The sequence below is a fragment of the Phycicoccus elongatus Lp2 genome, assembly GCF_000367525.1.
GTDB lineage: Bacteria > Actinomycetota > Actinomycetes > Actinomycetales > Dermatophilaceae > Phycicoccus_A > Phycicoccus_A elongatus.
In genome coordinates this window covers 430,052-453,767 of sequence record NZ_HF570956.1, presented here as the reverse complement: position 1 = coordinate 453,767, position 23,716 = coordinate 430,052, and the positions used below count along the sequence as shown (strand labels likewise).

The window sequence follows — 23,716 nt, the reverse complement described above, 5'->3', positions numbered from 1 at the left end:
CGCCCCACCTGCCCCCGCCCCCCCGGCACCCCCCGGATCGGTGCTGCACCTGACTTTCGACGACGGCCCGGACCCGACGTGGACGCCCCAGGTGCTCTCCGTCCTGGCCAAGCACAACGCCCACGCCACGTTCTTCGTCCTCGGCCGGGCGGCCGGCGCGCACCCGGGCCTGGTCGCCGACGAGCGCGCCGCGGGTCATTCGGTCGGCAATCACACGACCACTCACCCTGATCTCACCAAACTCTCCGTGGCCGACATCACGTCGCAGTGGCAGCGGACCGCGAACGTCATCGGGGGCACCCCGTGCGCTCGACCGCCCTATGGAGCGGTCAACGCCACCGTTCGTCAGGTCACCACGGGTCTGGGCTATCGCGTGCAACTGTGGGACATCGACACCCGCGACTGGTCGCGGCCAGGCGCTGATGTCATCACCCAACGGATCGTGGACGGTGCGCGCCCCGGGGCCGTCGTGCTGCTCCATGACGGCGGCAACGACCGCTCGCAGACCGTGGCTGCGCTCGATGCCGCCCTGACCCGACTCGATGCTGCCGGGTGGCGCTACGAGGCCATCCCCGGCTGCTGAGTCCCTCGCCCTGCTGGTGCCAGCGACTCGCTCAGACCCAGCGCTCCTCCCCAAGGACGCGCGAGATCGGGACGCCGGGTCGATAGGCGAGGTGCTCGTGACTGGGCGCTTCGAGAACACAGAGATCGGCCTTGGCTCCGACCTCGATGCGCCCGATATCGCTACGGCGCAGCGCTTTTGCTCCGCCCCGGGTCGCGGCCTGCACCGCCTCGGCCGGCGACATGCGCATCTCGCGCACGGCGAGGGCGATCATGAACGGCATCGATGACGAGTAACAGGTGCCCGGATTGCAGTCGGTGGCAATCGCGACACTCACACCCGCGTCGATGAGCTTGCGCGCGTCGGGATAGGGCGAGCGCGTCGAGAACTCGACCCCGGGCAGCAGGGTCGCAACCGTCGTGTCGGCCGCGTCGACGAGGGCCGCGACATCGTCTGCACCGAGGAAGGTGCAGTGGTCGACACTCGCCGCACCGAACTCGACCGCGAGTCGGACCCCCGGTCCCGGGCCGAGTTGATTGCCGTGCACGCGGGGCATCAGCCCGGCTTCGACACCGGCCGCCAGCACCCGACGCGACTCGGCCTCGTCGAAGGCGTGGGGTGAGTTCGGCTCGCAGAAGACGTCGATCCAGCGGGCGTGTGGCGCACAGGCGGCCAGCATGTCTCCCGCCACGAGGTCGACGTATGCCGCACGGTCACCTCGCCACTCCGGTGGCACGACATGCGCACCGAGATAGGTTGTCTCGGTGGTGAATTCGCACGCGATGCGAAGCGCCCGCGCCTCGTCAGCAACGGTGAGCCCGTAGCCGCTCTTGATCTCGACGGTGGTGGTGCCCTGACGTCGCATCTCCTCGACACGTGCTGCAACGAGCGATCGCAGCTCGTCGTCGGGGGCGCCGCGGGTCGCGGCCATCGAGGTGGCGATCCCGCCACCGTCATAGGGCACGCCGGTCATCCGTGCCGAGAACTCACCGGCCCGGTCGCCGGCGAAGACGAGGTGGGAATGCGAGTCGACGAAGCCGGGGAGCACCGCTCGCCCTTCGACGTCGATCCGGGCGTCACAAGCGGGCGCATTGCGCCGCGCCCCGACCCAGGTGAGGACACCGTCCTCGACGACCAGGGCAGCATCGTGCTGGATGCCCAACGGGCCGTCACCGTCAGGCCCATTGGTGACGAGTTCGCCGATCCCCGTGACCAGCAGGCTCATCGCGCCTCCCGCAGCAGGACCAACGCCTCCGAGACGAAGGGGTCGACCTCACCGAGCCGATGCGCACCGGCCCGGATGAGGTGCTGGCCGGCGACGACGACATCGGTGACATCCGGAGCTCCGGCCGAGAAGACGATCTGACCGGGGTCGCTGCCAGCGGTCCGCCGACTGTCCTCGCGCAGCACGACGAAGTCGGCGAGGGCTCCGACAGCCAGCTGGCCACCCTCGGCCCACCCGATGGCCCGATAGCCTTCCGTCGCGCCGATCCGGACCAACTCGGCGGGGTCGATCCGGCCCCGCTCATGGCTCATCAAGCGCTCATGCATCTCGAGGGCGCGCAACTCCTCCCAGGGATCGATGACGGCGTGTTGATCAGAGCCGACGCACAGCGGCACGCCGCGCCGACGCAGGTCGGTGGTCGGCCCGATGCCGTCGGCGAGGTCGCGCTCGGTCGTCGGGCAGATGCAGGCCCGGGCATCGGAGCGCGACAGCAGCAAGAGGTCACGCTCGGAGAGATGGGTGGCGTGGACTGCCGTGAAAGATTCGTCGAGGAGGCCGGACGAGCCCAGGATCTCGGTCGGGGTGCGCCCATAGAAAGCCTGTGCCGCAAGGTTTTCCGCTGGCTGCTCGGAGACGTGAGCGTGCAGGGTCCAGCCATCGGTGACCTCACCGAAGGCGTCCAACTCGGTCGGCGTGAGGGCTCGCACCGAGTGTGCGGCCGCCCCCACGCGGACCAGCGGATCGCCGCCGAGGGCGTCGCGGAACGGCGTCACCCGCTCGGCCCACTGGTCGACGGTGCCGTCACCGAACCGGATCTGCACCTCGTCGAGGGGCAGGTGTCCCTGCGGAGTCAGCCCGCCGTGCAGGTAGATCGTGTCGAGGAGGGTCAGCCGGATCCCCACGTCGCGTGCCGCCTGCACGAGCGCCTCACCCATGGCGTTGGGCTCGTCGTAGCCCCGCCCGCCGGGTTGGTGGTGCAGGTAGTGGAATTCGCCAACAGCCGTGTAGCCCGCCGCGAGCATATCGAGGAAGACTGCCCGCGCCAGCGCGAGGTAACTCTCGGGCTGGAGCCGCCGGGCCACGGCATACATCTCGTCGCGCCACGACCAGAAGTTGCCGCCGCCGGCGTGGGTGCGACCACGCAAGGCGCGGTGGAAGGTGTGCGAGTGGGCATTCGCGATGCCGGGGACCACGACGCCGTGCAATCGCACGTCGTCATCGGCGGGTTTCACTCGCTCCCGGACGGCGCTGATGCGCCCGTCGTCGACCGTCAGCCGCACCCCCCACTGCACCTTCGAGGGTAGGTGTGCGTGCTCGCACCAGAAGGTCGTCATGGCGTCGCCCCCGTGAGGTCGGCGAGCACCCGGGTCAGTGCGTCGACCCCGGCCAGGCAGTCGGCCTCCTCTGCGAACTCCTCGGGCGAGTGCGAGATCCCGGTCGGGTTGCGCACGAAGAGCATCGCCGCGCGAACTCCCGCGCCGGCAAGGATTCCCGCATCGTGGCCGGCTCCCGTCCCCAGCACCGGTATGCCGCCGAGCCGGCTCGCGAGGCGCCGCACCAGTGCGTCGTCGAACGCGGTCGTCGGCGTCCACGACTCCTCCCGCACGGTCGCCTCGAAGTCAGCCATCACCTCGGTGACGTCGGCGACGACCTGGTGGACGGCAGCCTCGGACTCGCCACGTGCGTCGAGCCAGCCGGTGACCTCGGAGGGGATGGCATTGACGCCGTTCGGGGTGGCGCGCACCTTGCCCACCGTGGCGACACAGCCCCGGCTCTGGGCTGCTCGCCGCGCAGCGATGACGGCGGCGGCAAAACCCAGCATGGCGTCGCGGCGGTCATCGAGCGCGGTCGTGCCTGCGTGGTTGGCTTCCCCGGGCACGTCGATCCGCCAGCGGCCGTGCGGCCAGATGTGGCTTCCCACACCCACGTTGGCATGCACATCGTCCAGGGCACGACCCTGCTCGACGTGCAGCTCGACGAACGCCCCGATCCGCGCCACGAGGTCCGGATCCGAGCCGAGGGCCAGTGGGTCGCGCCCGGCAGCGGCCAACGCGTCGGCCATTGTCGTTCCATCGGCGTCGGTCAGGGCGAGGGCCCGTTCGGGTGAGAGGGCGCCGGTGAGGATACGTGAGCCAGCGCAGGCCACCCCGAAGCGGGCACCCTCCTCGTCGACGAAGTTGACGACGGCCATCGGATGGTCGGGTCGGTGGCCCGCGGCCCGGAGGGACCGCACGGCGAGCAGCGAGGAGACGACACCGAGCGGACCGTCGAAGGCGCCTCCGGAGGGCACCGAGTCCAGGTGTGAGCCGGTGACCACCGCGGGAGCCGCGCCCGCGGCATACGGATCGCCCCACCAGGCCCACTGGTTCCCGACGCGGTCGGTCGTCAGGTCGAGTCCGAGGTCGCTCGCCTCACCGGCGAACCACTCCCGCAGGTCATGGTCTGTGCGGGTCCAGGCGAAGCGGTCGTAGCCGCCGGCGGTGTTGCGGCCGACCGACGCGAGATCTGACCACGACCTGCGGAACCCGGAGCGGACGTCGTCGACTGCCATGGCCCCATTTCACCGCACCCGCGCGGGGCATGGGGGCAGACGACACGGGGACCGTCTCGGAAGCGAGACGGTCCCCGTGGCGGGGTGAAGGATCAGCGCGCAGGAACCGGCTCGCGCTCCTCGCGCTCGTCCGGGGTGGCACCCATCGTGTCGAGCAGGTCGTGCCCGAAGTCCTCGACGTCATGGCGCTTCTGGTCCTCGTGGGCGTGCACGGTCTCGCGCAGCGGCACGTGCTTGATGAAGAGCGTGGCGATGAAGGCGACCGCGAGGATGGGCAGGCCGAGGAGGAAGACCTCGTGGAGTTGCTCGGCCAGCCCTTGGCGCACGGCGTCCGCGACGACCGGCGGCAGTGCCTTGAGCTTCTCGGGGTCCAGGACCGATCCGGCCGAGATGCCGCCACCGTTGCCGGAGGCCGCCATCTGCTGGAGCACCGCCGCCGGCAGGTGGCCCTTGATGGCGTCGGCCAGGCCACTGGTCATCACGGTCCCCAGGACGGCGATGCCGACCGTCGACCCGACGCTGCGGAAGAACTGCGTCGAGGCGGTGGCCACCCCCATGTCGCGGGCCGAGGCAGCGTTCTGCACGACGAGCGTGTAGAGCTGCATCGCCATGCCGAGGCCGATGCCGAAGACGACCATGGCGACGGTCAGCTGGGTCTGGGTGGCCGTGTGGTCCATCCGAGTGAGCAGCCAGGCGCCGGCAGCCATGATGGCCACTCCGGAGAGCATGATCGCCTTGTAACGGCCGGTGCGGGTGACGACGGCGCCGGCGATGATGCCCAGCACGATCATGCCGAGCATCATCGGCATGAGCACGAGGCCGGAGTTGGTCGCGTCGACGCCCACGACACCCTGGGCGAAGACCGGGATGTAGATCATCGCGCCGAACATCGCCATGGCGATCGCGAAGGTGGCGACGGCGCTCCAGGAGAAGACCGAGCTCGTGAAGAGGCGCAGCGGGAGCACCGGCTCCTCGGCGCGGGTCTCGACCCAGACGAAGGCGACGAGGGCGACGAAGCCGATCGCGAACAGGCCCAGAATCGTGGCCGAGGTCCACGGATGAGTCGTGCCACCCCACGAGGTCGCGAGCAGTGAGGTCGTCAGGCCGATGGTCAGCAGGACGATCCCGGCGACGTCGACCTTGGCGTCGCGGCGCTGGTGCGGCAGGTGGAGGTTGCGGACGATGAAGAAGAGGGCGGCGAGGCCGACGGGGAGGGCCACGAAGAAGAGGGCCCGCCAACCCCAGTGGTCGGTGATGAAGCCACCGGCGATCGGGCCGAGCACCGAGGAGAGGCCGAAGACCGAACCCATGATGCCTTGATACTTGCCGCGCTGCCGGGCCGGGATGAGGTCGCCGATGATGGTCTGCGACAACGGCATCAGCGTGCCCATGCCGAAGCCCTGGATGGCGCGGCCAACGATGAGCATCGCGAAGGACTGCGCGAAGCCGGCCACGATCGAGCCGACCATGAAGACGGCGAGGCCGCCGATGTAGAAGCCGCGCCGACCGTAGAGGTCGGAGAGCTTGCCGACGATCGGCGTCGTCACGGCAGCCACGAGCATGGCCGCGATCGCGACCCAGGAGTAGTGGTCCATGCCCCCCAGTTCGGCCACGATCCGCGGCATGGCCGGGCTGACGATCATCTGGCTGATGGAGGCGACGAACATGCCGAGCATGAGGCCGGCGAAGACGCGCTTGGCGTCGGGTGAGAGCGAGAAGGGCTCAGGCTTCGCGGAAACAGTCACGCATGCAGCGTAGGCCCAAACTTGCAGTGCATGCAACTTTGCATTTCAGGTAAGATTGCAGTCATGACGACCGTCATCACCCTCGACGAAGGGCTGCGCGCCCGCAAGAAGCGCGAGACCCGCCATGCGCTGCACCGCGCCGCCATCGAGTTGCTCCACGAGGGCGACTTCTGCGACGTCACGATCGAAGCGATCGCCGCGCGGGCCGGGGTGTCGCCGCGCACCTTCTTCAACTACTTCCCGGCCAAGGAGGCCGCGCTCAGCGGCACCGATCCCGACATGGTCGCGCGTGCCCGCGAGTTCATGCTCGCCCGCCCCGCCACCGAGGACACCGTCACCGCGGTGCGTGGCGCCACCCTGGAACGACTGCGCGAGTTGGTCGTGGACGCCGAGCTGTGGCAGATGCGCCGCGCCGTCTCCCAGCGCCATCCCGAGTTTGCCGCAGGGCTCGTCGGCGCGAATGCGTTGGCGGAGAAGGCAATCGCGCAGGCGGCCTGCGAGCGCCTCGGCGCCGACCCCCTCACCGATGTCACCCCCATGGCGACTGCGTATGCCGCGCTGGGTGCCATCCGGGCCGCGCTGCAGCAACACGTCTCGGCCGGCTTCGCGGGCTCGATCGAGGAGCGGATCGACGCCGCCCTAGCCGCCGTCGGGCTCTGGCCGCGGCCATGACCTCCGAGGGTGAGGCGCGCGCGGTGGGTGCGCTCACGGCATACGGGGTGGAGTTCGTGGTGACCCGCCACGGGCCCGTCGGTTCGTTGGCCGAGGCCGCCGCCCTGCGGGGCGTGAAGCCCGGCGACATCGTCAAGACCCTCGTCGTGCGACGCGGCGAGGGCGACCACCTCTTCGTGCTCGTGCCCGGCGACCGAGAGTTCTCCTGGCCCAAGCTGCGGGCCCTCCTCGGCGTCAACCGGATGAGCATGCCCGGGGCGGACGAAGCCCTGGCCGTGACCGGCTACGAACGAGGCACGATCACCCCCTTCGGCTCGCTGCGCGCCCTGCCCGTCATCGCGGACGAATCGGTCGCGGGGCGACGGATCTCGCTGGGCGCCGGCGCCCACGGGGTGGCCGTCACCCTTGGGGGCGACGACGTCATCCGCGTGCTCGACGCGACGGTCGCCGACATCAGCGACTGATCCCGGCCGGCGTTGTTTCGAGCTGCCGCGGTTGTTCCGGTCCCGTCGCATCCTTCAGCCGCGAGCCGGGCACGTATCATTGCGCGATTTCGGTCCTCCTCATCGCGGGGAAGAGAGCACACTCTCTTCAGCAAGAGAGGAAGACCCATGGCTCGCTGGGTGGGTGCGTCGCTCCGCCGACGCCTGACTGGTGCGCTCTCCGTGCCCCTGATCCGTCGCGTGATCTTCCACGTCCGCCGCATGCGCGACGACCTCGACATCCACTTCTTCCGCAGTCTCGTGACCTCACTGGCGATCATCGTGACCCTGTCGGCACTGCTGGTGACCGTTGCCGAACCCAGCAAGCGCAGCATCTCGGGGCTCGTCCGGTCGGCCTACTGGGCCATGACCATGGTCCTGGGCTCGGGCGACTCCAGTTACGTCGACGGCCCGGTCGGCTATCTCGTCGGGTGGGCCCTGGCCTTCTTCGGCGTTGCCATCGTGGCCGCCCTCACCGCCGCCGTGGCGGGTTTCGTCATCGACTTCATCCTCAAGGAGGGCCAGGGAATGGGCGCATCGGGATACATCGACCACATCGTCATCTGCGGTTGGAACCCGACCGCTCGCGAGCTCATCGAGGAACTCAAGGGCGATGAGTTCAAGGCGCGAGTCGTCATCATCCACGACGTGGAGCACAACCCGGCCGGCAGCGGCACCTACTTCGTGCGGGGCGACCCGACGTCAGGGGACGACCTGCGACGCGCGGGGATCGAGGACGCCGCGGCGGCGGTCATCTGCCCGTCGGACAGTTCGAACGACGCCGACATGCGCTCGATCCTCTCGGTGCTGGCCATCGAGACGATCGCCCCGGAAGTGCGGACCGTCGTCGAGGTCAACAACCCCAAGCACGTCGAGCACTTCGAGCGTGCCCATGCGGACGAGATCCTCGTGACGCCGCGACTGGCCTCGCGCCTGCTCGCCCGATCGGCGCTCTATCCGGGGCTGGCCTCCCTCGTCACCGACCTGGTGTCCGGCGGTCAGGGTTCCGAGCTGTATCGGGTGCGGGTGCCCGACCACCTCTTCGGTGAGACACCCGGCGCCCTGGCCACCTTGCTGCGGTCGAACCACAACTCCTCTCTCATCGCGGTCACGCGGGACGGCATCAGCCACGCGAGCCCGCCCGCCGACTTCATGTTGCGCGAGGGTGATTGCGCGATCGTCGTCGCCGAGAGCCTGACCGCGCTCGCGCCGCTCCAGGCCGAGCACGCCCTGAGCGGCGCTCGCTCCCCGGTCGCGCGCCCCGCCTGACCCGTGTCGGTGTGGGTGGGTCAGGACTCGCGCATCGGGATGCGCACGCCCTGCTCGGCGGCCACCTTGTCGGCGTGGTGATACCCCGCGTCGACGTGACGGATCACGCCCATGCCCGGGTCGTTGGTCAGCACCCGCTCGAGCTTCTCGGCAGCCAACGGGGTGCCATCGGCGAGGCAGACCTGCCCGGCGTGCATGGAGCGGCCGATGCCGACGCCCCCACCGTGGTGCAGCGACACCCAGGAGGCACCTGAGGCGGTGTTGACCAGGGCGTTGAGCAGCGGCCAGTCGGCGATCGCGTCGGAGCCGTCGAGCATCGACTCGGTCTCGCGATAGGGCGAGGCGACCGAGCCGCAGTCGAGGTGGTCGCGGCCGATGACAATCGGCGCGGAAATGTCGCCGCGCGCCACGAGGTCGTTGAAGAGTGCACCGGCCTTGTCGCGCTCGCCGTACCCGAGCCAGCAGATCCGCGCCGGCAGCCCTTGGAAGGCGATCTTCTCGCGGGCCCCGCGCATCCATTTCTGGAGACGGTCGTTGTCCGGGAAGAGCTTCATGACCGCCTGGTCAGTGACCTCGATATCCCTGGGGTCGCCCGAGAGCGCCGCCCACCGGAACGGCCCCTTGCCCTCGCAGAAGAGCGGCCGGATGTATGCCGGGACGAAGCCCGGGAACTCGAACGCCCGGTCGTAGCCCCCCAGGCGCGCCTCGTCACGGATCGAGTTGCCGTAGTCGAAGACCTCCGCCCCACGGTCCTTGAACTCCACCATCGCCTGCACGTGGGCAGCCATCGACTCACGGGCCCGGTCGGTGAACTCCTCCGGCTTCTTCTCGGCATACTCGGCCCAGTCGTCGAGCTCGATGCCGATCGGCAGGTAGGACAGCGGATCGTGGGCCGAGGTCTGGTCGGTGACGATGTCGATCGGCACCCCGCGGCGCAGCAGCTCGGGGAAGACCTCCGCGGCATTGCCCACGACACCGATCGACCAGGCGCGCTTCTCGTTCTTGGCCGTCACGGCGCGCATGATCGCCTCGTCGAGGTCGGGTGCCACCTCGTCGAGGTAGCGGTGCTCGACCCGGCGGTGCAGCCGCTCCGGGTCGACGTCGACGATGAGGCAGACGCCGCCGTTGAGTGTCACGGCCAAGGGTTGGGCGCCGCCCATCCCGCCGCAACCCCCGGTGAGGGTCAACGTCCCCGCCAGCGACCCGGCATACCTCTGCTCGGCGATCGCCGCGAAGGTCTCGTAGGTGCCTTGGACGATGCCCTGGGTGCCGATGTAGATCCACGATCCGGCCGTCATCTGTCCGTACATCGTCAGCCCGAGGTGCTCCAACCGTCGGAACTCGGGCCAATTCGCCCAGTCCGGAACGAGATTCGAGTTTGCGATGAGGACTCGCGGTGCCCACTCGTGGGTCCGCATCACCCCGACGGGCCGGCCCGACTGGACGAGCATCGTCTCGTCGGCCCGCAGGTCGGTGAGGGTGCGCACCATGGCATCGAAGGACTTCCAGTCGCGCGCGGCGCGTCCGGTGCCGCCGTAGACGACGAGGTCGTCGGGGCGCTCGGCGACCTCGGGGTCGAGGTTGTTCATGAGCATCCGCAGCGGGGCCTCGGTGGACCACTGCCGCGCCGTCAGCGTGGTTCCGCGGGGGGCGCGGACCGGTCGTGCACCTTCCATTTCCTTCTCCTTTGCTCTCGTTCCGTCCGGCATCGTGGTTGCCATGGCGTCATCGCGCCGGACGCAAGGCGTTGTTCTTCAGTTCAGGGGGCCGGTGTGGGCCTCGGCAGCGGCGCGGACCGTGCCGTCGACGACGAGTCGGTATGCCGTGTCGATCTCGGGTGCCAACCACCGGTCCGTCCCGGGCCGGCTGGCGTCCGCCGCGAGGAGCGCCTCGACGACGGCACCTGTGGCCGGGGCGGGAGTCAGGGGCGCGCGGAGCTGAAGACCGCGCGAGGCCGTGAGCACCTCGACGGCCAGCACCCTGGCCAGACCGTCGACCGAGCGGCGCAACTTGCGGGCGGCGGACCAACCCATCGAGACGTGATCCTCCTGCATCGCGCTGCTCGGAATCGAGTCGACGCTCGCGGGGCTGGCGAGCCGCTTCAGCTCCGAGACGATCGCCGCCTGGGTGTATTGCGCGATCATGTGCCCACTGTCGACCCCCGGGTCGTCGGCGAGGAAGGGTGGCAGCCCGTGGTTGCGAGCCTTGTCGAGGAAGCGGTCTGTGCGGCGTTCGGAGATCGAGGCCAGGTCCGCCGTGACGATGGCGAGGAAGTCCAGGGCATAGGCGACCGGGGCGCCGTGGAAGTTCCCATTGCTCTCCACGCGACCGTCGAGCGTGACGACCGGGTTGTCGACGGCCGAGGCCAACTCCCAGCCGGCGACGCGAGCGGCGTGGTCGACCGTGTCCCGCACCCCTCCGGCGACCTGGGGCGAGCAGCGCAGCGAATAGGCGTCCTGGACACGCGGGCACTCCTCGACATCATGAGAGGCACGAATTGCACTGTCCGTCATGATCTTTCGGATGTTCGCCGCCGAGACGGCCTGGCCCGGCTGGGGCCGCAGGGCGTGCAGGTCGGCAGCGAAGACGTCATCGGTGCCCAACAGGCCCTCGACCGACATCGCCGCCGCAATGTCGGCGACGACGAGGAGTTCGCGCAGGTCGTGGATGGCCAGACAGAGCATGCCGAGCATGCCGTCGGTGCCGTTGATGAGGGCCAGGCCCTCCTTCTCCTGCAGCTCGATGGGCGTCAACCCGGCCGCCGCCAGAGCCTCCGCCGCCTGGACGCGCTCGCCGGTCGCGTCGCGCACGAACCCCTCCCCCATGAGGGCGAGGGCACAGTGGGACAGCGGCGCCAGGTCGCCCGAGCAGCCGAGCGAACCGAACTCGTGCACGACCGGCGCGATCCCGGCATTGAGCATTCCCACGTATGCCGCGAGCGTCGCCTCCCGCACTCCCGTCCGGCCGGTGGCGAGCGTCGAGATGCGCAGCAGCATCAGGGCCCGCACCACCTCACGCTCCACCTCCGGCCCGGAGCCGGCGGCGTGCGAGCGCACCAGTGATCGCTGCAACTGGCGACGCAACTCGGTCGGGATGTGGCGCGTCGCCAGCGCCCCGAAGCCGGTCGACACGCCGTAGTGCGGTTCGATGTCGTCGGCCAGGGACTCGATGATCTCCCGGCTGCGCGCCACCTCGACGAGGGCAGCGGGGTCGAGGACCACAGCTGCGTCATGGCGGGCAACAGCGACGACCTCGTCGATCGTCAGCGGCCCGACACCGACGGTGACGGGGTGGGGGAGGGCACGAGTGGACATGCCTTCCATGGAAGCGCCCCCACGGCCTCCTCGGAAGGTGAGCGCGCGGCATACCGTCTCGGATGCCAGACGCGCCTAGGGTGGGTCCATGCACCCAGGGCGAGGAGCGAGGGCGACGACGGTCGCCGCCGTCCTGCTCGCCGCGCTCACCGCCGGTTGTGCAGCGGTCACCCCCACATGGACCCCCCGCACCGCCAGTTCCACGCCCGCTCCACCCGCGAGCCCGAGCCCGACGCCCAGCACCACACCCACTCCTTCGCCCCTGGCCATGGTGGCGGCGCGCATCCCCTACGGACCCGAGCGGCGTGAGCAGATGGCGGACTACTCACTGCGGCGCTACGGCGAACGCTCCGCTGACCTCATGCCCCACGCCATCGTCGTCCACTTCACCGAGAGCCCCGACGACCCCTGGGTGACGATCAACTTCTTCGCCGGCAACCAACCGAACGCCGGCACCCTGCCCGGCGTCTGCACCCACTTCCTCATCGACAAGGTCGGCACGATCTATGACCTCGTTGCCACCGACACCCGCTGCCGACACGCTGTCGGCCTCAACCACGTCGCCCTGGGCATCGAGGTCGTGCAGTCGACCGAGGGCCACAGCTCCCACTGGGCTGACGACCAGATCCTGGCGCGCCAGCCGCAGATGGATGCGCTCATCGCGCTCATTGGTCAACTGCAGCAGCAGTTCTCGATCCCCACCGACCGCGTCCAGGGCCACGGCACCGCCGACACGGACCCCGAGTTCAAGGACCTCACCGGCATGCGCAACGACCACACCGACATCGGGCCCGACGCGGTCGCGGAGATCCGTCGCCGCCTCGAGGCAACGCCGTGAGCGCCCCGGCACCGGCGGCCTCCGCCGCCCTCGACATTCTCGAGTTGCTCGCCAGCCGCGGGGAGCCCGTCCCGGCGACGAGCATCGCGCGCAGCCTGGGCCTGCCGCGCTCAAGCGTCTATCACCTGCTCTCGGTGCTGACTGCGCGCGGCTATGTCACCCACCTGCCCGATGAGCGCCGATACGGCCTGGGCATCGCCGCCTACGAATTGGGCTCCGCCTTCCAACGACAGGAAGGCCTGGCTCGACTCGCCAGGCTCCCCCTGGACCGCCTCGTCAGCGCGACCGGCCACAACGCGCATCTAGCGATCCTGCACGGCCGCGACGTCCTCTACGTCCTCGAGCAACGCGCCCCCGGCGGCCCCCACCTGGTCTCCGATGTCGGTGTCCGTCTGCCCGCCACGCTGACGGCCACCGGCCTCGCGCTGCTCGCCGCCCTCCCCGCCGAGCAGGTCCGCGCGCTCTTCCCCGGCGCCGGCGCCTTCGTCCAGCGCGACGGGCGCGGGGTCGCCTCGGGCGTCGCGCTCCGCTCTCAGCTCCAACAGGTCCGCGCGAGGGGGTATGCCGTGGAGCACGGTCTCGTGACCGACGGCCTGTCGTCCATCGCGGTCCCCATCCGCGACCACACCGACCATCCGCTGGCCGCCGTCGCCGTCACCTGGGCGGACCGCGCCGAGGACCCGGTCGTCGACGACGCCGTGGTCGACGCCGTGCAGCGCGCCGCTACCGAACTCACGCGACGGGTGCGTGGCCGACGATGACCGAGTCCACTGTGGCACCGGGGAATTCGTCACCCACCATCGGGGCTGTCATCCTCGCCGGTGGACGGTCTGAACGCTTTGGCCGAGACAAGATCGTCGCTCGACTCGCCGGCCGGCCGCTCATCGACCACGTGTTGGCCGCCGTGCCGGCGGACTGGGAGGTGGTCGTCGTCGGACGGCCACGATCCACTGCACGGACGGTCCGGTGGGTGCTCGAGGATCCTCCCGACGGTGGCCCGCTGGCCGGCGTCGCGGCGGGCGTGGACACGCTCGGTTCCGAGATCGTCGTCGTCATCGCGGGTGACATGCCCTGGGTCGGTCGCGCCGGCAGCGACCTGGTGGATCGTCTCCGCACGGCCGGGCCGGACGTGGCCGCGGTCGTCGCTCGCGACGAGACCGGCCACACGAACCCACTGCTCGCGGCATACCGGCGCGAGGACCTGGAGGCCCACCTGCCCCGGCCGGCCCACGGACGCCGCGCCAAGCTTCTGCTCGACCTGCCACATCTGGCGTTGGACGTGGCGGGCAACGCGGGACGCGATGTCGACCGACCGGAAGACCTGCCCTGCGAGGAGTGATCCTCAGCGCCGCAGCAGGCCGTATCCGAGCACTCGCGTCACCGAGAGGGCGAGGCGGCGAGCCTCCGAGACGGTGGGTGGTCCGTCGGTCAGTCGGCCGTCGAGGAGCAGCGTGGCCAGGCCGTGCACGGCCGCCCAGGCGGCGAGGGCGAGGTCCTGGGGATCATTGTCGGCGAAGTAGCCCGACTCCTGGCCAACCCGCATGCTGTCCATGAGGAGGTCGAAGGCAAAGCCCCGGGCCGGCTGCGCGGGGGTCGTCGTGACGTTGTCGACGAAGCTGTGCGCCCGGTTGAGCATTCGGAACCGTTGCGGGTGCTCGATTGCCCAGACGACGTAGGCGACCGCGAGGTCCGGGGAGTCGCTGCCCGATGCCGTCGCCACCGTGCTGAGGGTCTGGGCCAGATCGAGGCGGATCTGCTTGGTCATTGCCACCTCGAGAGAGGCCTTGTCCTCGAAGTGGTGATAGGGCGCCGCATGCGAGACACCGACGGCCCGGGCGACCGCTCGCAAGGTGACCGCTTCCGATCCCTCGGCCTCGAGCAACTCCAACGCAGCGTCGACCAGCGCGCCCCGCAGATCGCCGTGGTGGTAACGGTCGCGTTCGGTCACGAGGCCCGAGTCTCGGAAATGAACTTGACATTGTCAAGATTGCCCGTATCTTTTCACTGTCAAGATCTGCCGGTGGGGGCCGGCGGCGTTGACCGTTTGACGACGGGGCCGGGCGCGGCAGGGGGTGCGCCCGGCTTCCGTTGTCTGGCCCGCGTTGTCCGGACTCTGTTGTCTCCCGGCCCTGGCCGGCTGGCTACGGTGGGAGACATGCAGGCCATCACCATTCCCGTTCCCGGCGACGCCGACGCCCTGGTGCTCGACGAGTTGCCGACCCCGGATCCCGCTCCCGGTCAGGTGCGCATCGCCGTCGCTGCCGCCGGTGTCAACCGCGCGGACGTGCTGCAACGGCAGGGGCACTACGCCCCACCCCACGGCGAGTCACCCATCCCCGGCCTCGAGGTGAGCGGCACCATCGACGCCGTGGGCGAGGGCGTCACCCAGTGGCTCGTCGGGGACGAGGTCTGTGCCCTGCTCGCCGGTGGAGGGTATGCCGCGCAGGTGGTGGTCCCCGCGGGCCAGGTCCTGCCGGTGCCGAGCGGCGTCAGCGTGGTCGATGCCGCGGCGCTCCCCGAGGTGGCGGCCACCGTGTGGTCCAACCTCGTGCTCGTGGGCGGCCTCACGGCTGGCGAGACGCTGCTCGTGCACGGCGGTTCGTCGGGCATCGGCACGATGGCGATCCAGGTCGCGCGCGCGCTGGGGGTCCGCGTGGCGGTCACCGCCGGAAGCCCGGACAAGCTCGAGGCCTGCCGCGCGCTCGGCGCGGACATCCTGGTCAACTATCGCGAGCAGGACTTCGTCGACGTGGTCAGGGACGCCACCCTGGGACGCGGCGTCGACGTCATCCTCGACAACATGGGGGCCAAGTACCTGCCGCGCAATGTCGAGGCCCTCGCCACGGGCGGTCGATTGGTCATCATCGGGATGCAGGGCGGAGCCAAGGGCGAGCTCGACATCGCCACCCTGCTCCGTAAACGGGCCGCCGTCCATGCCACGTCCCTGCGCGCCCGCCCGGCCGAGGAGAAGGCAAGCATCGTCGCGTCGGTGCGCGAGCACGTGTGGCCGATGATCGCCAGCGGTCGCGTGCGCCCGATCGTCAACTCGACCCATCAACTCGCCGACGCCGCTGCGGCGCATCGCGAGCTCGAGGCGAGCGGACACGTCGGCAAGATCCTGCTCCAGCCCTGAGTGGGGCAGGATGGCTGGCATGTCCGACACTTCGAGCGATCAGCCGACCTCCGCTCCCGACGACGAGTCGACCCAGCAGCCGGTCCCCGTCGTGGGCACCGTCGCCGACGACAAGGTGGTCATCGTCACTCCGGACGGCATGGGCATCGCGAACCGCGAGTCCGAGGCTGAGGCGGGTGACGCTGGCAGTCACCACGCCGCGAAGCGCCCGACCAATCCCGCAGATCTGGTCGAAGAGCCGGCCAAGGTCATGCGGATCGGCGCGATGATCAAGCAGCTCCTCGAAGAGGTCCGCGGGGCTCCACTGGACGAGAAGGGCCGGGCCCGGCTCGCCGAGATCCACCACCGCTCGATCGATGAGCTCAAGGACGGGTTGGCCCCCGAGCTCGTTGCCGAACTCGACCGGATCGCCCTGCCCTTCAGCGAGGACGCTCCCAGCGACGCGGAGTTGCGCATCGCCCAGGCCCAGCTCGTCGGCTGGCTCGAAGGCCTCTTCCACGGCATCCAGACCGCCCTCGTGGCGCAGCAGATGGCGGCCCAGGCCCAACTGCAGCAGATGCGTGCGCTGCCCCCGGGCCACGCCCCCGGCCTTCCCCCGACCGGGCCGAGTGAGCCGGCTGCGCCCTCGGACAGCTCGCCGAAGTCACCCAACGGCGGCACCGGCCAGTACCTCTAGACGCAGACCGGCCGGTATGCCGCGGGGCAGACTCAGGCGGTCGCCTCGGCCGCCGCTCGACCCGCGACCCGCCCAGTGAAGAGGCAACCGCCGACGAAAGTGCCCTCCAGGGCGCGGTACCCATGCACGCCGCCGCCGCCGAACCCGCTGACCTCGCCCGCGGCATACAGGCCGGGGATGGGTGCGCGGTCGGCGCCCAGGACGCGGCCGGAGAGATCGGTGTGGAGGCCACCGAGTGTCTTGCGGGAGAGGACGTTGAGGCGGACGGCGACGAGGGGGCCGTGCTTGGGATCGGTGATCTTGACGAGCGGGTGGGCTCGCTTGGAGACCTTGTCGGCAACGTAGTTGCGCGCGGTGCGGATGGCCGCGATCTGCGCGTCCTTGCCGTAGTCGTTGTCGAGTTGGGCGTCGCGGGCGAGGACCTGGCGCTCGATGTCGGCTGCGTCGAGCGGGGCCTGCGGGGTGAGGGCGTTCATCTTGCCGACGAGTTCGGCGACGGTGTCGGCCCGGACGAAGTCGACGCCGTGGTCGAGGAACTTCTGGACCGCCGGGTGCACCTTGGACAGCGCCCGCGAGGCCATGACCTTGGCCAGTTGGCGCGGTCCGTTGTCGGTGAGGTCGAGGTTCTGCTCGCTGCCCGAGAGGGCGAATTCCTTGCCAGCGATGGAGGTGTTGGTGATGAACCAGGAGTGGTCAAAGCCGGTGTGCCGCAGGTGTTCCAGCGTGCCCAGCGTGTCGTAGCCGGGCAGCAGGGGCGGCGGCAGGCGGCGACCGGCTCCATCGAACCACATCGAGCTCGGGCCGGGCAGGATGCGGATCGCATGGCCCGGCCAGATCGGGTCCCAGTTCGTCACCCCTTCGACGTAATGCCACATCCGGTCGCGGTTGACGACCGCCCCACCAGCGGCCTCGGTGATGCCGATCATCCGTCCGTCGACATGTGCGGGCACGCCGGTGATGAGGGTTGCCGGGGCGGCTCCGAGTCGCTCTGGCCAGTTGGCGCGCACGAGGTCGTGGTTCCCGCCGATGCCACCGGAGGCAACGACGACGGCCTGCGCACCGAGTTCGAACTCGCCGACGACGTCGCGGCTGGAGGCGACTCCGCGGGCCGCGTCGTCGGGAGCCAACACCGAGCCGCGCACACCGGTCACCGCGCCATGGTTGACGACGAGGTCGTCCACCCGATGGCGGGTCAGGTAGGCGATGCGGCCGCCGGCGATGTGCTGCCGCGCCAGGGTGGCGAAGGGTTTGACGACACCCGTGCCCGTCCCCCACGGGATGTGGAAGCGAGGGACGGAGTTGCCGTGGCCGGTGGCGGTGCCGTCACCGCGCTCGGCCCACCCGACGATCGGGAAGAAGGCGACACCGTGGCCGGTCAGCCACTCGCGCTTCTCACCGGCAGCCCAGTGGACATAGGCCCTGGCCCACTCGCGGCCCCAGTGGTCCGGCCCGGGAGAGCCATCGGCCTCGGTCAGTCGATCCCAGCCTGCGCTGCCCTCCCAGTCCGTCCAGGCCAGGTCGGCGGAGTCCTTGATGCCCAGCCGGCGCTGTTCGGGGCTGTCGACGAGGAAGAGCCCGCCGAAGGACCAGAAGGCCTGGCCACCGAGGTTGGCTTCGTTCTCCTGGTCGACGAGGACCACCGAGCGCCCGGCCGAGGCGATCTCGTGGGCCGCGACCAGACCGGCCAGGCCAGCTCCGACGACGATGACATCAGCGTCCATGCCGCCCGAACCTACCGTGTGGCGAGCGTGATCCGACTCTCCTCGTCGACACCGAAGGTCACGCCGTCCATGCCTCCCACGACCAGGTCGGCCAACTCCGCCAGTTGGGCGTGAGGAGTCGTGTGCAGCACGGCCAGCGTGGAGGTCACTCCGGCGGCGTGCGCCGCGCGCAGCCCGGACGTCGCGTCCTCGACGACGAGGCAGTCCCCGGGGTCCACGCCGAGTCGTTCTGCGGCCAGGAGGAAGGGGTCTGGCGCCGGCTTGCCCCGTTTCACCATCGAGGCGGTGACCACCACCGGCGGTCGGCGCAGCCCCGTCGCCGTGACCCGCGCCTCGTAGAGCGGGTCGGTGCACGAGGTGACGATCGCGACCTTGGCGCCGGCGTCGATGAGCGTCGTCAAGGCCTCCTGCGCACCGGGCAGGAGGGCGACGCCGTCGACGTCGGCCACCTCGAGGTCCTCGATCCGCTGGAAGGACGCCTGTCGCCCGGCCGTGTCGAGGTCCGGCAGGAGCGCCCCGATGACACCGAGGGCCGGCACCCCGTGGAAGCCGAGGAGCCGCTCCGGTGCGACAGAGTTCTCAGCCGCCCAGGTCAGCCAGGAGCGTTCGACCGCGGGGATGCTGTCGATGAGCGTCCCGTCCATGTCGAAGAGAACGGCCCCGAAGGTGCGTTGGTCGAGCGGCGGGGGAGCTGGCGGCATACCTCCAATTTAGGGTGGTTCCCATGCCACGCGTGACACCCCGACCACGCCTGGCGTTGGCGAGCGCGCTCGTGGCGCTGCTCGCCCACGTCAGTGGCTGGGTGTTGACCGATCGACTGCAGGCGGACCCCTTTGACGCGACGACGACCGGCCTGAGTGTTCTGGCGGCCACCGGACAGCCCCACGCGTGGCTGTTCACCACCAGCCTGCTCGTGAGCGCCGCAGCGCTGGCCGTCGTCTCCTTCACTCTGCCCGGGATCAGGGGGTGGGGTCGCGCGGTCCTCGCGCTTTCAGCGGTCTCGGTCGGCATCTTCGCCCTCAGCCCGCTCGACCTCGCACGATCCCCTTCGGCTCTCCACGTGGTCGCGGGCTGCGCAGCGCTCGTCGGTCTCTGCGCGTGGCCGTGGGCGGTCACCGCTCACCGCACGCTCCACTGGGGGTATGCCGCAGGCTCGGCGTTCGCTGTCGTTCTCCTGGCCGCGACCCTCACCGACCGGATGGACTGGCCGGAGGGGACCACCGAGCGCCTGGTGACCATGCTGCTGCTCTCCGGTCTCGCCACGAGCGCCGGACTGGCCTGGTGGAACGCAGGGCATCGGGTCGGTTCGCGGCCGGTGCGGCAGATCCTCGCGTTCGCCCTCACCGCGGTCGCCTGCGCCCTGACCGGCGTGAGTGCGACGGCGATCGCCCCGGTGCGTGCGGAGACCCGTCACTATGCGGCCTCGGTGAACCTGGACCCCGATCCCTTGGCGTCGGCTTCGCTCGTCGCGCCGACGGTCTTCGGCGACATCGACGTCGCCTTCCGGGGATTGGCCCCGGGCATTCGGGCGACCCCGCAGGTCAAGGCTTCCATCACCGAACTGCTGTCACGGCCCAACATCTCGGCCTCCTCCCTGGCGCCGGGCCCGCTTGAACTCGACAACGCGATCCGTTCTGCCGCAACGGGTCTGGCGGTCCGCTTTGCGGTGGGCTCCCTGCTCATCGTCGGGCTCGTCGTGCTGGCCGGGTCCTTGCGACGGCGGCGCTTCGCGGGTTGGGCAGCCACGGCAAGAGCCCTCGGCGCAGCGGTGCTGGCGATGGCGGTCACCGGCGCCTCGGCCGCGCTCACCTATCGTCCCGACCAGGCGTCGGGCTTCACGAGCACCGGCATTCTCAGCACCGTGCAGGCCAACTCGGGTCTCCTCGCCGATGTCGAGGCCCGCTCCAAGGAGGTCGCGCCCTACCTGACCAACCTCGTGGCCCTCACCAACGCCCTCCAGCAGCGCTACCGCCCCTACCCCGGAGACACCACCGTCGCGCTGCGGCTGCTCCTCATCTCGGACGTGCACGGCGGCAACCAGTACCCGTTGGCCAAGGAACTCATCACCGCGGAGCAGGTCGACGCCGTCGTCGACGCGGGCGACCTGCTCACCTTCGGCACGGTCGAGGAGGGTGAAGCAGCCGGAATCTTCGACGGCATCGCCTCCCTCGGGGTCCCCTACTTCTTCGTCAAGGGCAACCACGACGCCACGTCGAGCACCGATCGCGCTGTGCTCGATCGCTTGGCGAAGATCCCCAATGTCGTTCTCCTGCATACAGACGACGACCACTTCACCGAGGCGACGCTCCACGGCATACGCATCACGGGAATCAACGACACGCGTTGGTTCGGCGACGACGGCAAGCGCACCGCGGACCGGCAGCGACCGGCGATCGAGGCCTACCAATCCGCCTTCGTGGGCCGCGATGAGCCCGACCTCTTCGTCACCCACCATCCGCTCGGCGCGCGGGAGGTCACGGCCAAGGTCACCGTCAACGGGCACATGCACACGCCGTCGCTGGAGGGCAATCGCATCCAGGTCGGGACGTTCACCGGCGGGGGGCCGTTCACCCACTACGTGCAGACCGAGGACGGTGGCGAGTTGGCCGGGCAGCCCTCGGCCTTCGACCTGCTGACCTTCGGCACCGATTGTCATGTCGCCGAGCTGACCCGCTTCACCTTCCGCAACCTCATCGAGGGCCGACCGGCCTACGACCAGGTGTCGATCATCAACGGGAACCGGCTCGACACCAGCGCGGCGACGCCCGGTCGCACGTGCCCGGCCACCGGCACTCTCTCGAGGACCGGGGTGACCGTCCCCTGATCGTGCTCAGATCGCGGCGCGGGCGGTCTGGGGCAGGACGGTGTAACCGCGAGCGGACTCCGGCGACTTGCCGCACGACAGCGGAGCGGGCGCGAGGTCCTCGCGACGCACGTCCACCCACGTGCCCTCGCCGGGCCTGGCCAGCCCCACGAGTTCGACACGGGTGACGCCACCTGACTCCTCGGCCACGGACCCGACCTGCACGTCGCTCAGGGCGACGTCGGTGCTCCCGGTGCGGGTGGCAAGTTCTCGAAGGCCCCAGACGTGCGCAGCCTGCGCCGCGCCGACGAGCCCGGTCTGGCCGCGGAGCCTGTCCGGCCACACTCGCCCTTCGGCATGGGCCTTCATGACCTTGGGGGCGTCGCTCTGGTCGAGGCGGCCGTAGCAGAGGCCATCGGGGAGGGTGAGCGCCGTGCCGGCGAAGCGGTGCCCGTTGAGGTGGCTGCACTCCAGCACCTCGACGTCGGAGGACGCAAGCGCCTTCGCGACAGCTCCGGCGATCGGTCGGCCCTTGATGGCGCAGCAGGCATCGCGCACACCGTGGGTGCAGACCAGGACCATCTCGGGGCAGGGCTCGGAGAGCGGGCCCGCGCACCCGGCGAGAGCCGGAAGGAGCACCTCGAGGTCACGCTCGGTCCGCCAGAGCCCACTCAGCGAGAGTCCGGTCGCGGTGTCGACGACCCGCCACAGGCGCGCCTGCGAGTCCTCCTGACGGCCGGTGCGGCGCACGAGGAGGACCTTGGCGCCGAAGTCGGTGAGGGCCTGGTCGAGCCGCTGGCCGAGGGAACCAGCAAGCGGAGGCGTGTCCAGGGGCGCCTTGGCCCACGGCCCGGGGTGCTCGATGAGGACCCACCGGCGTGCCTCGGGGGCAGTCCCGGCGAGCGTTTCCTCGCGAAGGGCAGAGGCCACGGAGCAACGGCCGACGTCAGGCATGATCTCGATGCTATGCCGGTCCTTCGGTCTCGACCGAATCCGCCGGTCAGCCCTTGAGACCCTCGAACATGTCGTCGCGCCACTCCTGACCGTGCCGGCCCTCGACATCGGCGAGTTGCTCCTCGCGGGCCCGCAACTCGACCCGGCGAATCTTGCCCGAGATCGTCTTCGGCAACTCGAAGAACTCGATCCGGCGCACGCGCTGCCACGGCTGCAGGTGCTCGCGCGCATGGGCGAGGATCGAGCGGGCCGTGTCCGCGTCCGGCTCGTGTCCGGGCGCGAGCGCGATGTAGGCCTTCGGGACCGCCAGCCGCACCTCGTCGGGAGCGGGCACCACCGCCGCCTCGGCGACCGCCGGATGCTCGATCAGCACCGATTCCAGTTCGAACGGGCTGATCTTGTAGTCACTCGCCTTGAAGACGTCATCGGTCCGGCCGACGTACGTGATGTAGCCGTCGTCGTCCCGACTCGCGACATCACCCGTGTGGTAAAAACCGCCCTCCATGGCCTCGGCATTGCGCTTGTCGTCACCTTGGTAGCCGGTCATCAACGACAGCGGGTGCTGCGCGAGGTCCAGGCAGATCTCCCCCTCGCCGGGACCCACCACCACCTCGCCGGTCGCGGGATCGACGAGAGCGACCGGCATCCCCGGCAAGGGGCGACCCATCGAACCTGCCTTGACCACCGACCCCGGCGTGTTGCCGACCGCAGCCGTCATCTCGGTCTGGCCGTACCCATCGCGCAGGATGAGCCCCCACGCCGCGTCGACCTGCGCGATGACCTCGGGGTTGAGTGGCTCGCCGGCACCGATGACCTCGCGCAGGCTGCCCTTTCCGCCGGAGAGGTCGGCGTTGATGAGCATTCGCCAGACCGTGGGCGGCGCGCAGAAACTCGTGACCTCGCGATCGCGCAACTCGGTGAGCAGGCTCGCCGCGTCGAAGCGAGTGTAGTTGTAGAGGAAGATCGTGGCCTCGGCGATCCACGGCGCGAAGAAGCAGGACCACGCATGCTTGGCCCAGCCCGGGCTGGAGATGTTGAGGTGGACGTCGCCGGGGCGCAGGCCCAGCCAGTACATCGTCGACAGGTGTCCCACGGGATAGCTGATCTGGGTGTGCTCCACCAGTTTTGGGCGGCTGGTGGTGCCGGACGTGAAGTAGAGAAGGAGCGGATCGCCGGGCGCGGTGCCCGGGTGCGGGGTCGGGGGCACGTCGATGGCGTATGCCGCGTGCATGTCCTCCCAGCCGTCGGCCTCGCCCACGCTGATCCGGGTCAGGTCGGGCGCGATGCCGTCGAACTTCCACGTCTGGTCGGGCGTGGTGACGACCGCCGTGGCGCGGCCACGAGTGATGCGGTCCTCGAGGTCGCTCGTGCCGGCGGCGGTCGTGGTGGGCATGATGACGGCGCCGAGCTTCATGACGGCCAGCATCAGGTCCCACAGCTCGGCCTGGTTGCCGAGCATGAGGATGACGGGGTCGCCCTTGCCGACGCCGCGTTCCTTCAGCCAGGCCGCGACCCGGTCCGAGCGTGCCGCGATCGCGTCGAAGGAGAGCTCGGTGCTCGAGCCGTCCTCCTCGACGATGACCAGGGCGGGCTCGTCGTTGCCGCGCGCGATGGCGTCGAACCAGTCGATCGCCCAGTTGAACCGCTCCCCCACGTCGGGGAAGGCGAACTCGGCCACCGCGCGCTCGTGGTCCTCGCGCAGGTCGATGAGTTGGTCTCGGGCGGCGCGGAAGGCGTCAGTGGCGGTCATACCTTGTGCGTAGTCCTTCCG

Annotated in this window: 21 protein-coding genes; 10 read left to right on the top strand and 11 right to left on the bottom strand. The window is 70.1% G+C overall.

Annotated features, from left to right (window positions below; translation table 11 throughout):
• Positions 1-583: polysaccharide deacetylase family protein (locus BN10_RS17115; protein ID WP_084310877.1), on the top strand; the 583-nt coding region annotated here is incomplete at its 5' end.
• A gap of 31 nt (positions 584-614) precedes the next feature.
• Here BN10_RS17115 and hutI read toward each other — a convergent pair.
• The 4 genes from hutI to BN10_RS02120 form a co-directional block, all read right to left on the bottom strand.
• Positions 615-1,787 carry an imidazolonepropionase gene (gene hutI, locus BN10_RS02135; RefSeq protein ID WP_010849507.1) on the bottom strand — a complete coding sequence of 391 codons (1,173 nt, stop codon included), beginning with the start codon at positions 1,785-1,787 and terminating at the stop codon, positions 615-617.
• Complete coding sequence (locus BN10_RS02130; RefSeq protein ID WP_010849506.1) at positions 1,784-3,121, bottom strand: formimidoylglutamate deiminase; 1,338 nt, start codon at positions 3,119-3,121, stop codon at positions 1,784-1,786. Before BN10_RS02130 ends, hutI begins: the two co-directional genes overlap by 4 nt.
• On the bottom strand, positions 3,118-4,338 hold the full coding sequence (locus BN10_RS02125; protein WP_010849505.1) for an allantoate amidohydrolase: 1,221 nt from the start codon (positions 4,336-4,338) through the stop codon (positions 3,118-3,120). The genes BN10_RS02130 and BN10_RS02125 overlap by 4 nt, the downstream gene beginning before the upstream one ends.
• Before the next feature lie 92 nt (positions 4,339-4,430).
• Positions 4,431-6,110, bottom strand: a complete 1,680-nt coding sequence (locus BN10_RS02120; protein ID WP_267878880.1) for an MDR family MFS transporter — start codon at positions 6,108-6,110, stop codon at positions 4,431-4,433.
• Positions 6,111-6,146: 36 nt separating this feature from the next.
• Between BN10_RS02120 and BN10_RS02115 the strand changes: the two genes are divergently transcribed.
• The 3 genes from BN10_RS02115 (at position 6,147) to BN10_RS02105 (ending at position 8,506) form a co-directional block, all read left to right on the top strand.
• The gene (locus BN10_RS02115; protein WP_010849503.1) at positions 6,147-6,755 is read left to right on the top strand and encodes a TetR family transcriptional regulator; all 609 of its coding nucleotides are present in this window, start codon (positions 6,147-6,149) and stop codon (positions 6,753-6,755) included.
• Positions 6,752-7,219, top strand: a complete 468-nt coding sequence (locus BN10_RS02110) for an aminoacyl-tRNA deacylase (protein WP_010849502.1) — start codon at positions 6,752-6,754, stop codon at positions 7,217-7,219. The genes BN10_RS02115 and BN10_RS02110 overlap by 4 nt, the downstream gene beginning before the upstream one ends.
• 147 nt (positions 7,220-7,366) lie before the next feature.
• Positions 7,367-8,506: a potassium channel family protein gene (locus BN10_RS02105; RefSeq protein ID WP_010849501.1), complete on the top strand. Its 1,140-nt coding sequence runs from the start codon at positions 7,367-7,369 to the stop codon at positions 8,504-8,506.
• A gap of 20 nt (positions 8,507-8,526) precedes the next feature.
• Here the strand turns inward: BN10_RS02105 and hutU are convergent, their stop codons facing one another.
• Entirely contained in the window at positions 8,527-10,182 is a 1,656-nt protein-coding gene (hutU, locus tag BN10_RS02100) for a urocanate hydratase (RefSeq protein ID WP_010849500.1), read from the bottom strand.
• A 78-nt stretch (positions 10,183-10,260) separates the two neighbouring features.
• Entirely contained in the window at positions 10,261-11,829 is a 1,569-nt protein-coding gene (hutH, locus tag BN10_RS02095; RefSeq protein ID WP_010849499.1) for a histidine ammonia-lyase, read from the bottom strand.
• A gap of 79 nt (positions 11,830-11,908) precedes the next feature.
• On the opposite strand from hutH, the gene BN10_RS02090 reads away from it, so the two are divergent.
• Genes BN10_RS02090 through mobA form a run of 3 tightly spaced genes read left to right on the top strand, consistent with a single transcriptional unit; the run spans position 11,909 to position 13,997 of the window.
• Positions 11,909-12,658, top strand: coding sequence for a peptidoglycan recognition protein family protein (locus BN10_RS02090; RefSeq protein WP_010849497.1), 750 nt, complete (start codon positions 11,909-11,911; stop codon positions 12,656-12,658).
• Positions 12,655-13,419, top strand: coding sequence for an IclR family transcriptional regulator (locus tag BN10_RS02085; RefSeq protein ID WP_010849496.1), 765 nt, complete (start codon positions 12,655-12,657; stop codon positions 13,417-13,419). Before BN10_RS02090 ends, BN10_RS02085 begins: the two co-directional genes overlap by 4 nt.
• On the top strand, positions 13,416-13,997 hold the full coding sequence (mobA, locus tag BN10_RS02080) for a molybdenum cofactor guanylyltransferase (protein WP_010849495.1): 582 nt from the start codon (positions 13,416-13,418) through the stop codon (positions 13,995-13,997). The genes BN10_RS02085 and mobA overlap by 4 nt, the downstream gene beginning before the upstream one ends.
• A 3-nt stretch (positions 13,998-14,000) precedes the next feature.
• Here mobA and BN10_RS02075 read toward each other — a convergent pair whose 3' ends face one another.
• Positions 14,001-14,606, bottom strand: coding sequence for a TetR/AcrR family transcriptional regulator (locus BN10_RS02075; protein ID WP_010849494.1), 606 nt, complete (start codon positions 14,604-14,606; stop codon positions 14,001-14,003).
• Positions 14,607-14,813: 207 nt separating this feature from the next.
• Between BN10_RS02075 and BN10_RS02070 the strand changes: the two genes are divergently transcribed.
• Together BN10_RS02070 and BN10_RS02065 are read left to right on the top strand one after the other, a co-directional pair.
• Positions 14,814-15,791, top strand: a complete 978-nt coding sequence (locus BN10_RS02070) for an NAD(P)H-quinone oxidoreductase (protein ID WP_010849493.1) — start codon at positions 14,814-14,816, stop codon at positions 15,789-15,791.
• A gap of 19 nt (positions 15,792-15,810) precedes the next feature.
• Positions 15,811-16,467, top strand: coding sequence for a bacterial proteasome activator family protein (locus tag BN10_RS02065; RefSeq protein WP_010849492.1), 657 nt, complete (start codon positions 15,811-15,813; stop codon positions 16,465-16,467).
• Positions 16,468-16,499: 32 nt separating this feature from the next.
• Here BN10_RS02065 and BN10_RS02060 read toward each other — a convergent pair whose 3' ends face one another.
• Together BN10_RS02060 and BN10_RS02055 are read right to left on the bottom strand one after the other, a co-directional pair.
• Positions 16,500-18,188 (bottom strand): FAD-binding dehydrogenase, encoded by a 1,689-nt coding sequence (locus tag BN10_RS02060; protein WP_010849491.1) that lies wholly within the window; start codon positions 18,186-18,188, stop codon positions 16,500-16,502.
• Between the two features lie 11 nt (positions 18,189-18,199).
• Positions 18,200-18,889, bottom strand: a complete 690-nt coding sequence (locus BN10_RS02055; RefSeq protein ID WP_010849490.1) for an HAD-IA family hydrolase — start codon at positions 18,887-18,889, stop codon at positions 18,200-18,202.
• 23 nt (positions 18,890-18,912) lie between these two features.
• Here BN10_RS02055 and BN10_RS02050 point away from each other — a divergent pair, with 23 nt between their 5' ends.
• Positions 18,913-21,012 carry a metallophosphoesterase gene (locus BN10_RS02050; RefSeq protein WP_010849489.1) on the top strand — a complete coding sequence of 700 codons (2,100 nt, stop codon included), beginning with the start codon at positions 18,913-18,915 and terminating at the stop codon, positions 21,010-21,012.
• A gap of 6 nt (positions 21,013-21,018) precedes the next feature.
• Here BN10_RS02050 and BN10_RS15455 read toward each other — a convergent pair whose 3' ends face one another.
• Both BN10_RS15455 and BN10_RS02040 read right to left on the bottom strand, forming a co-directional pair.
• A complete protein-coding gene (locus BN10_RS15455) occupies positions 21,019-21,945 on the bottom strand; it encodes a sucrase ferredoxin (protein ID WP_051369600.1) in 927 nt (308 codons plus the stop codon).
• A 46-nt stretch (positions 21,946-21,991) separates the two neighbouring features.
• Positions 21,992-23,695 carry an AMP-binding protein gene (locus tag BN10_RS02040; RefSeq protein ID WP_040750745.1) on the bottom strand — a complete coding sequence of 568 codons (1,704 nt, stop codon included), beginning with the start codon at positions 23,693-23,695 and terminating at the stop codon, positions 21,992-21,994.
• Between the last annotated feature and the right edge of the window lie 21 nt (positions 23,696-23,716).

What these genes read in the sequence shown, in the direction of transcription:
- hutI (WP_010849507.1), bottom strand. Translation starts at nt 1,787, where the DNA reads ATGAGCCTGCTGGTCACGGGGATCGGCGAACTCGTCACCAATGGGCCT.
- BN10_RS02130 (WP_010849506.1), bottom strand. Translation starts at nt 3,121, where the DNA reads ATGACGACCTTCTGGTGCGAGCACGCACACCTACCCTCGAAGGTGCAG.
- BN10_RS02125 (WP_010849505.1), bottom strand. Translation starts at nt 4,338, where the DNA reads ATGGCAGTCGACGACGTCCGCTCCGGGTTCCGCAGGTCGTGGTCAGAT.
- BN10_RS02115 (WP_010849503.1), top strand. Translation starts at nt 6,147, where the DNA reads ATGACGACCGTCATCACCCTCGACGAAGGGCTGCGCGCCCGCAAGAAG.
- BN10_RS02110 (WP_010849502.1), top strand. Translation starts at nt 6,752, where the DNA reads ATGACCTCCGAGGGTGAGGCGCGCGCGGTGGGTGCGCTCACGGCATAC.
- BN10_RS02105 (WP_010849501.1), top strand. Translation starts at nt 7,367, where the DNA reads ATGGCTCGCTGGGTGGGTGCGTCGCTCCGCCGACGCCTGACTGGTGCG.
- hutU (WP_010849500.1), bottom strand. Translation starts at nt 10,182, where the DNA reads ATGGAAGGTGCACGACCGGTCCGCGCCCCCCGCGGAACCACGCTGACG.
- hutH (WP_010849499.1), bottom strand. Translation starts at nt 11,829, where the DNA reads ATGGAAGGCATGTCCACTCGTGCCCTCCCCCACCCCGTCACCGTCGGT.
- BN10_RS02090 (WP_010849497.1), top strand. Translation starts at nt 11,909, where the DNA reads ATGCACCCAGGGCGAGGAGCGAGGGCGACGACGGTCGCCGCCGTCCTG.
- mobA (WP_010849495.1), top strand. Translation starts at nt 13,416, where the DNA reads ATGACCGAGTCCACTGTGGCACCGGGGAATTCGTCACCCACCATCGGG.
- BN10_RS02070 (WP_010849493.1), top strand. Translation starts at nt 14,814, where the DNA reads ATGCAGGCCATCACCATTCCCGTTCCCGGCGACGCCGACGCCCTGGTG.
- BN10_RS02065 (WP_010849492.1), top strand. Translation starts at nt 15,811, where the DNA reads ATGTCCGACACTTCGAGCGATCAGCCGACCTCCGCTCCCGACGACGAG.
- BN10_RS02060 (WP_010849491.1), bottom strand. Translation starts at nt 18,188, where the DNA reads ATGGACGCTGATGTCATCGTCGTCGGAGCTGGCCTGGCCGGTCTGGTC.
- BN10_RS02055 (WP_010849490.1), bottom strand. Translation starts at nt 18,889, where the DNA reads ATGCCGCCAGCTCCCCCGCCGCTCGACCAACGCACCTTCGGGGCCGTT.
- BN10_RS02050 (WP_010849489.1), top strand. Translation starts at nt 18,913, where the DNA reads ATGCCACGCGTGACACCCCGACCACGCCTGGCGTTGGCGAGCGCGCTC.
- BN10_RS15455 (WP_051369600.1), bottom strand. Translation starts at nt 21,945, where the DNA reads ATGCCTGACGTCGGCCGTTGCTCCGTGGCCTCTGCCCTTCGCGAGGAA.
- BN10_RS02040 (WP_040750745.1), bottom strand. Translation starts at nt 23,695, where the DNA reads ATGACCGCCACTGACGCCTTCCGCGCCGCCCGAGACCAACTCATCGAC.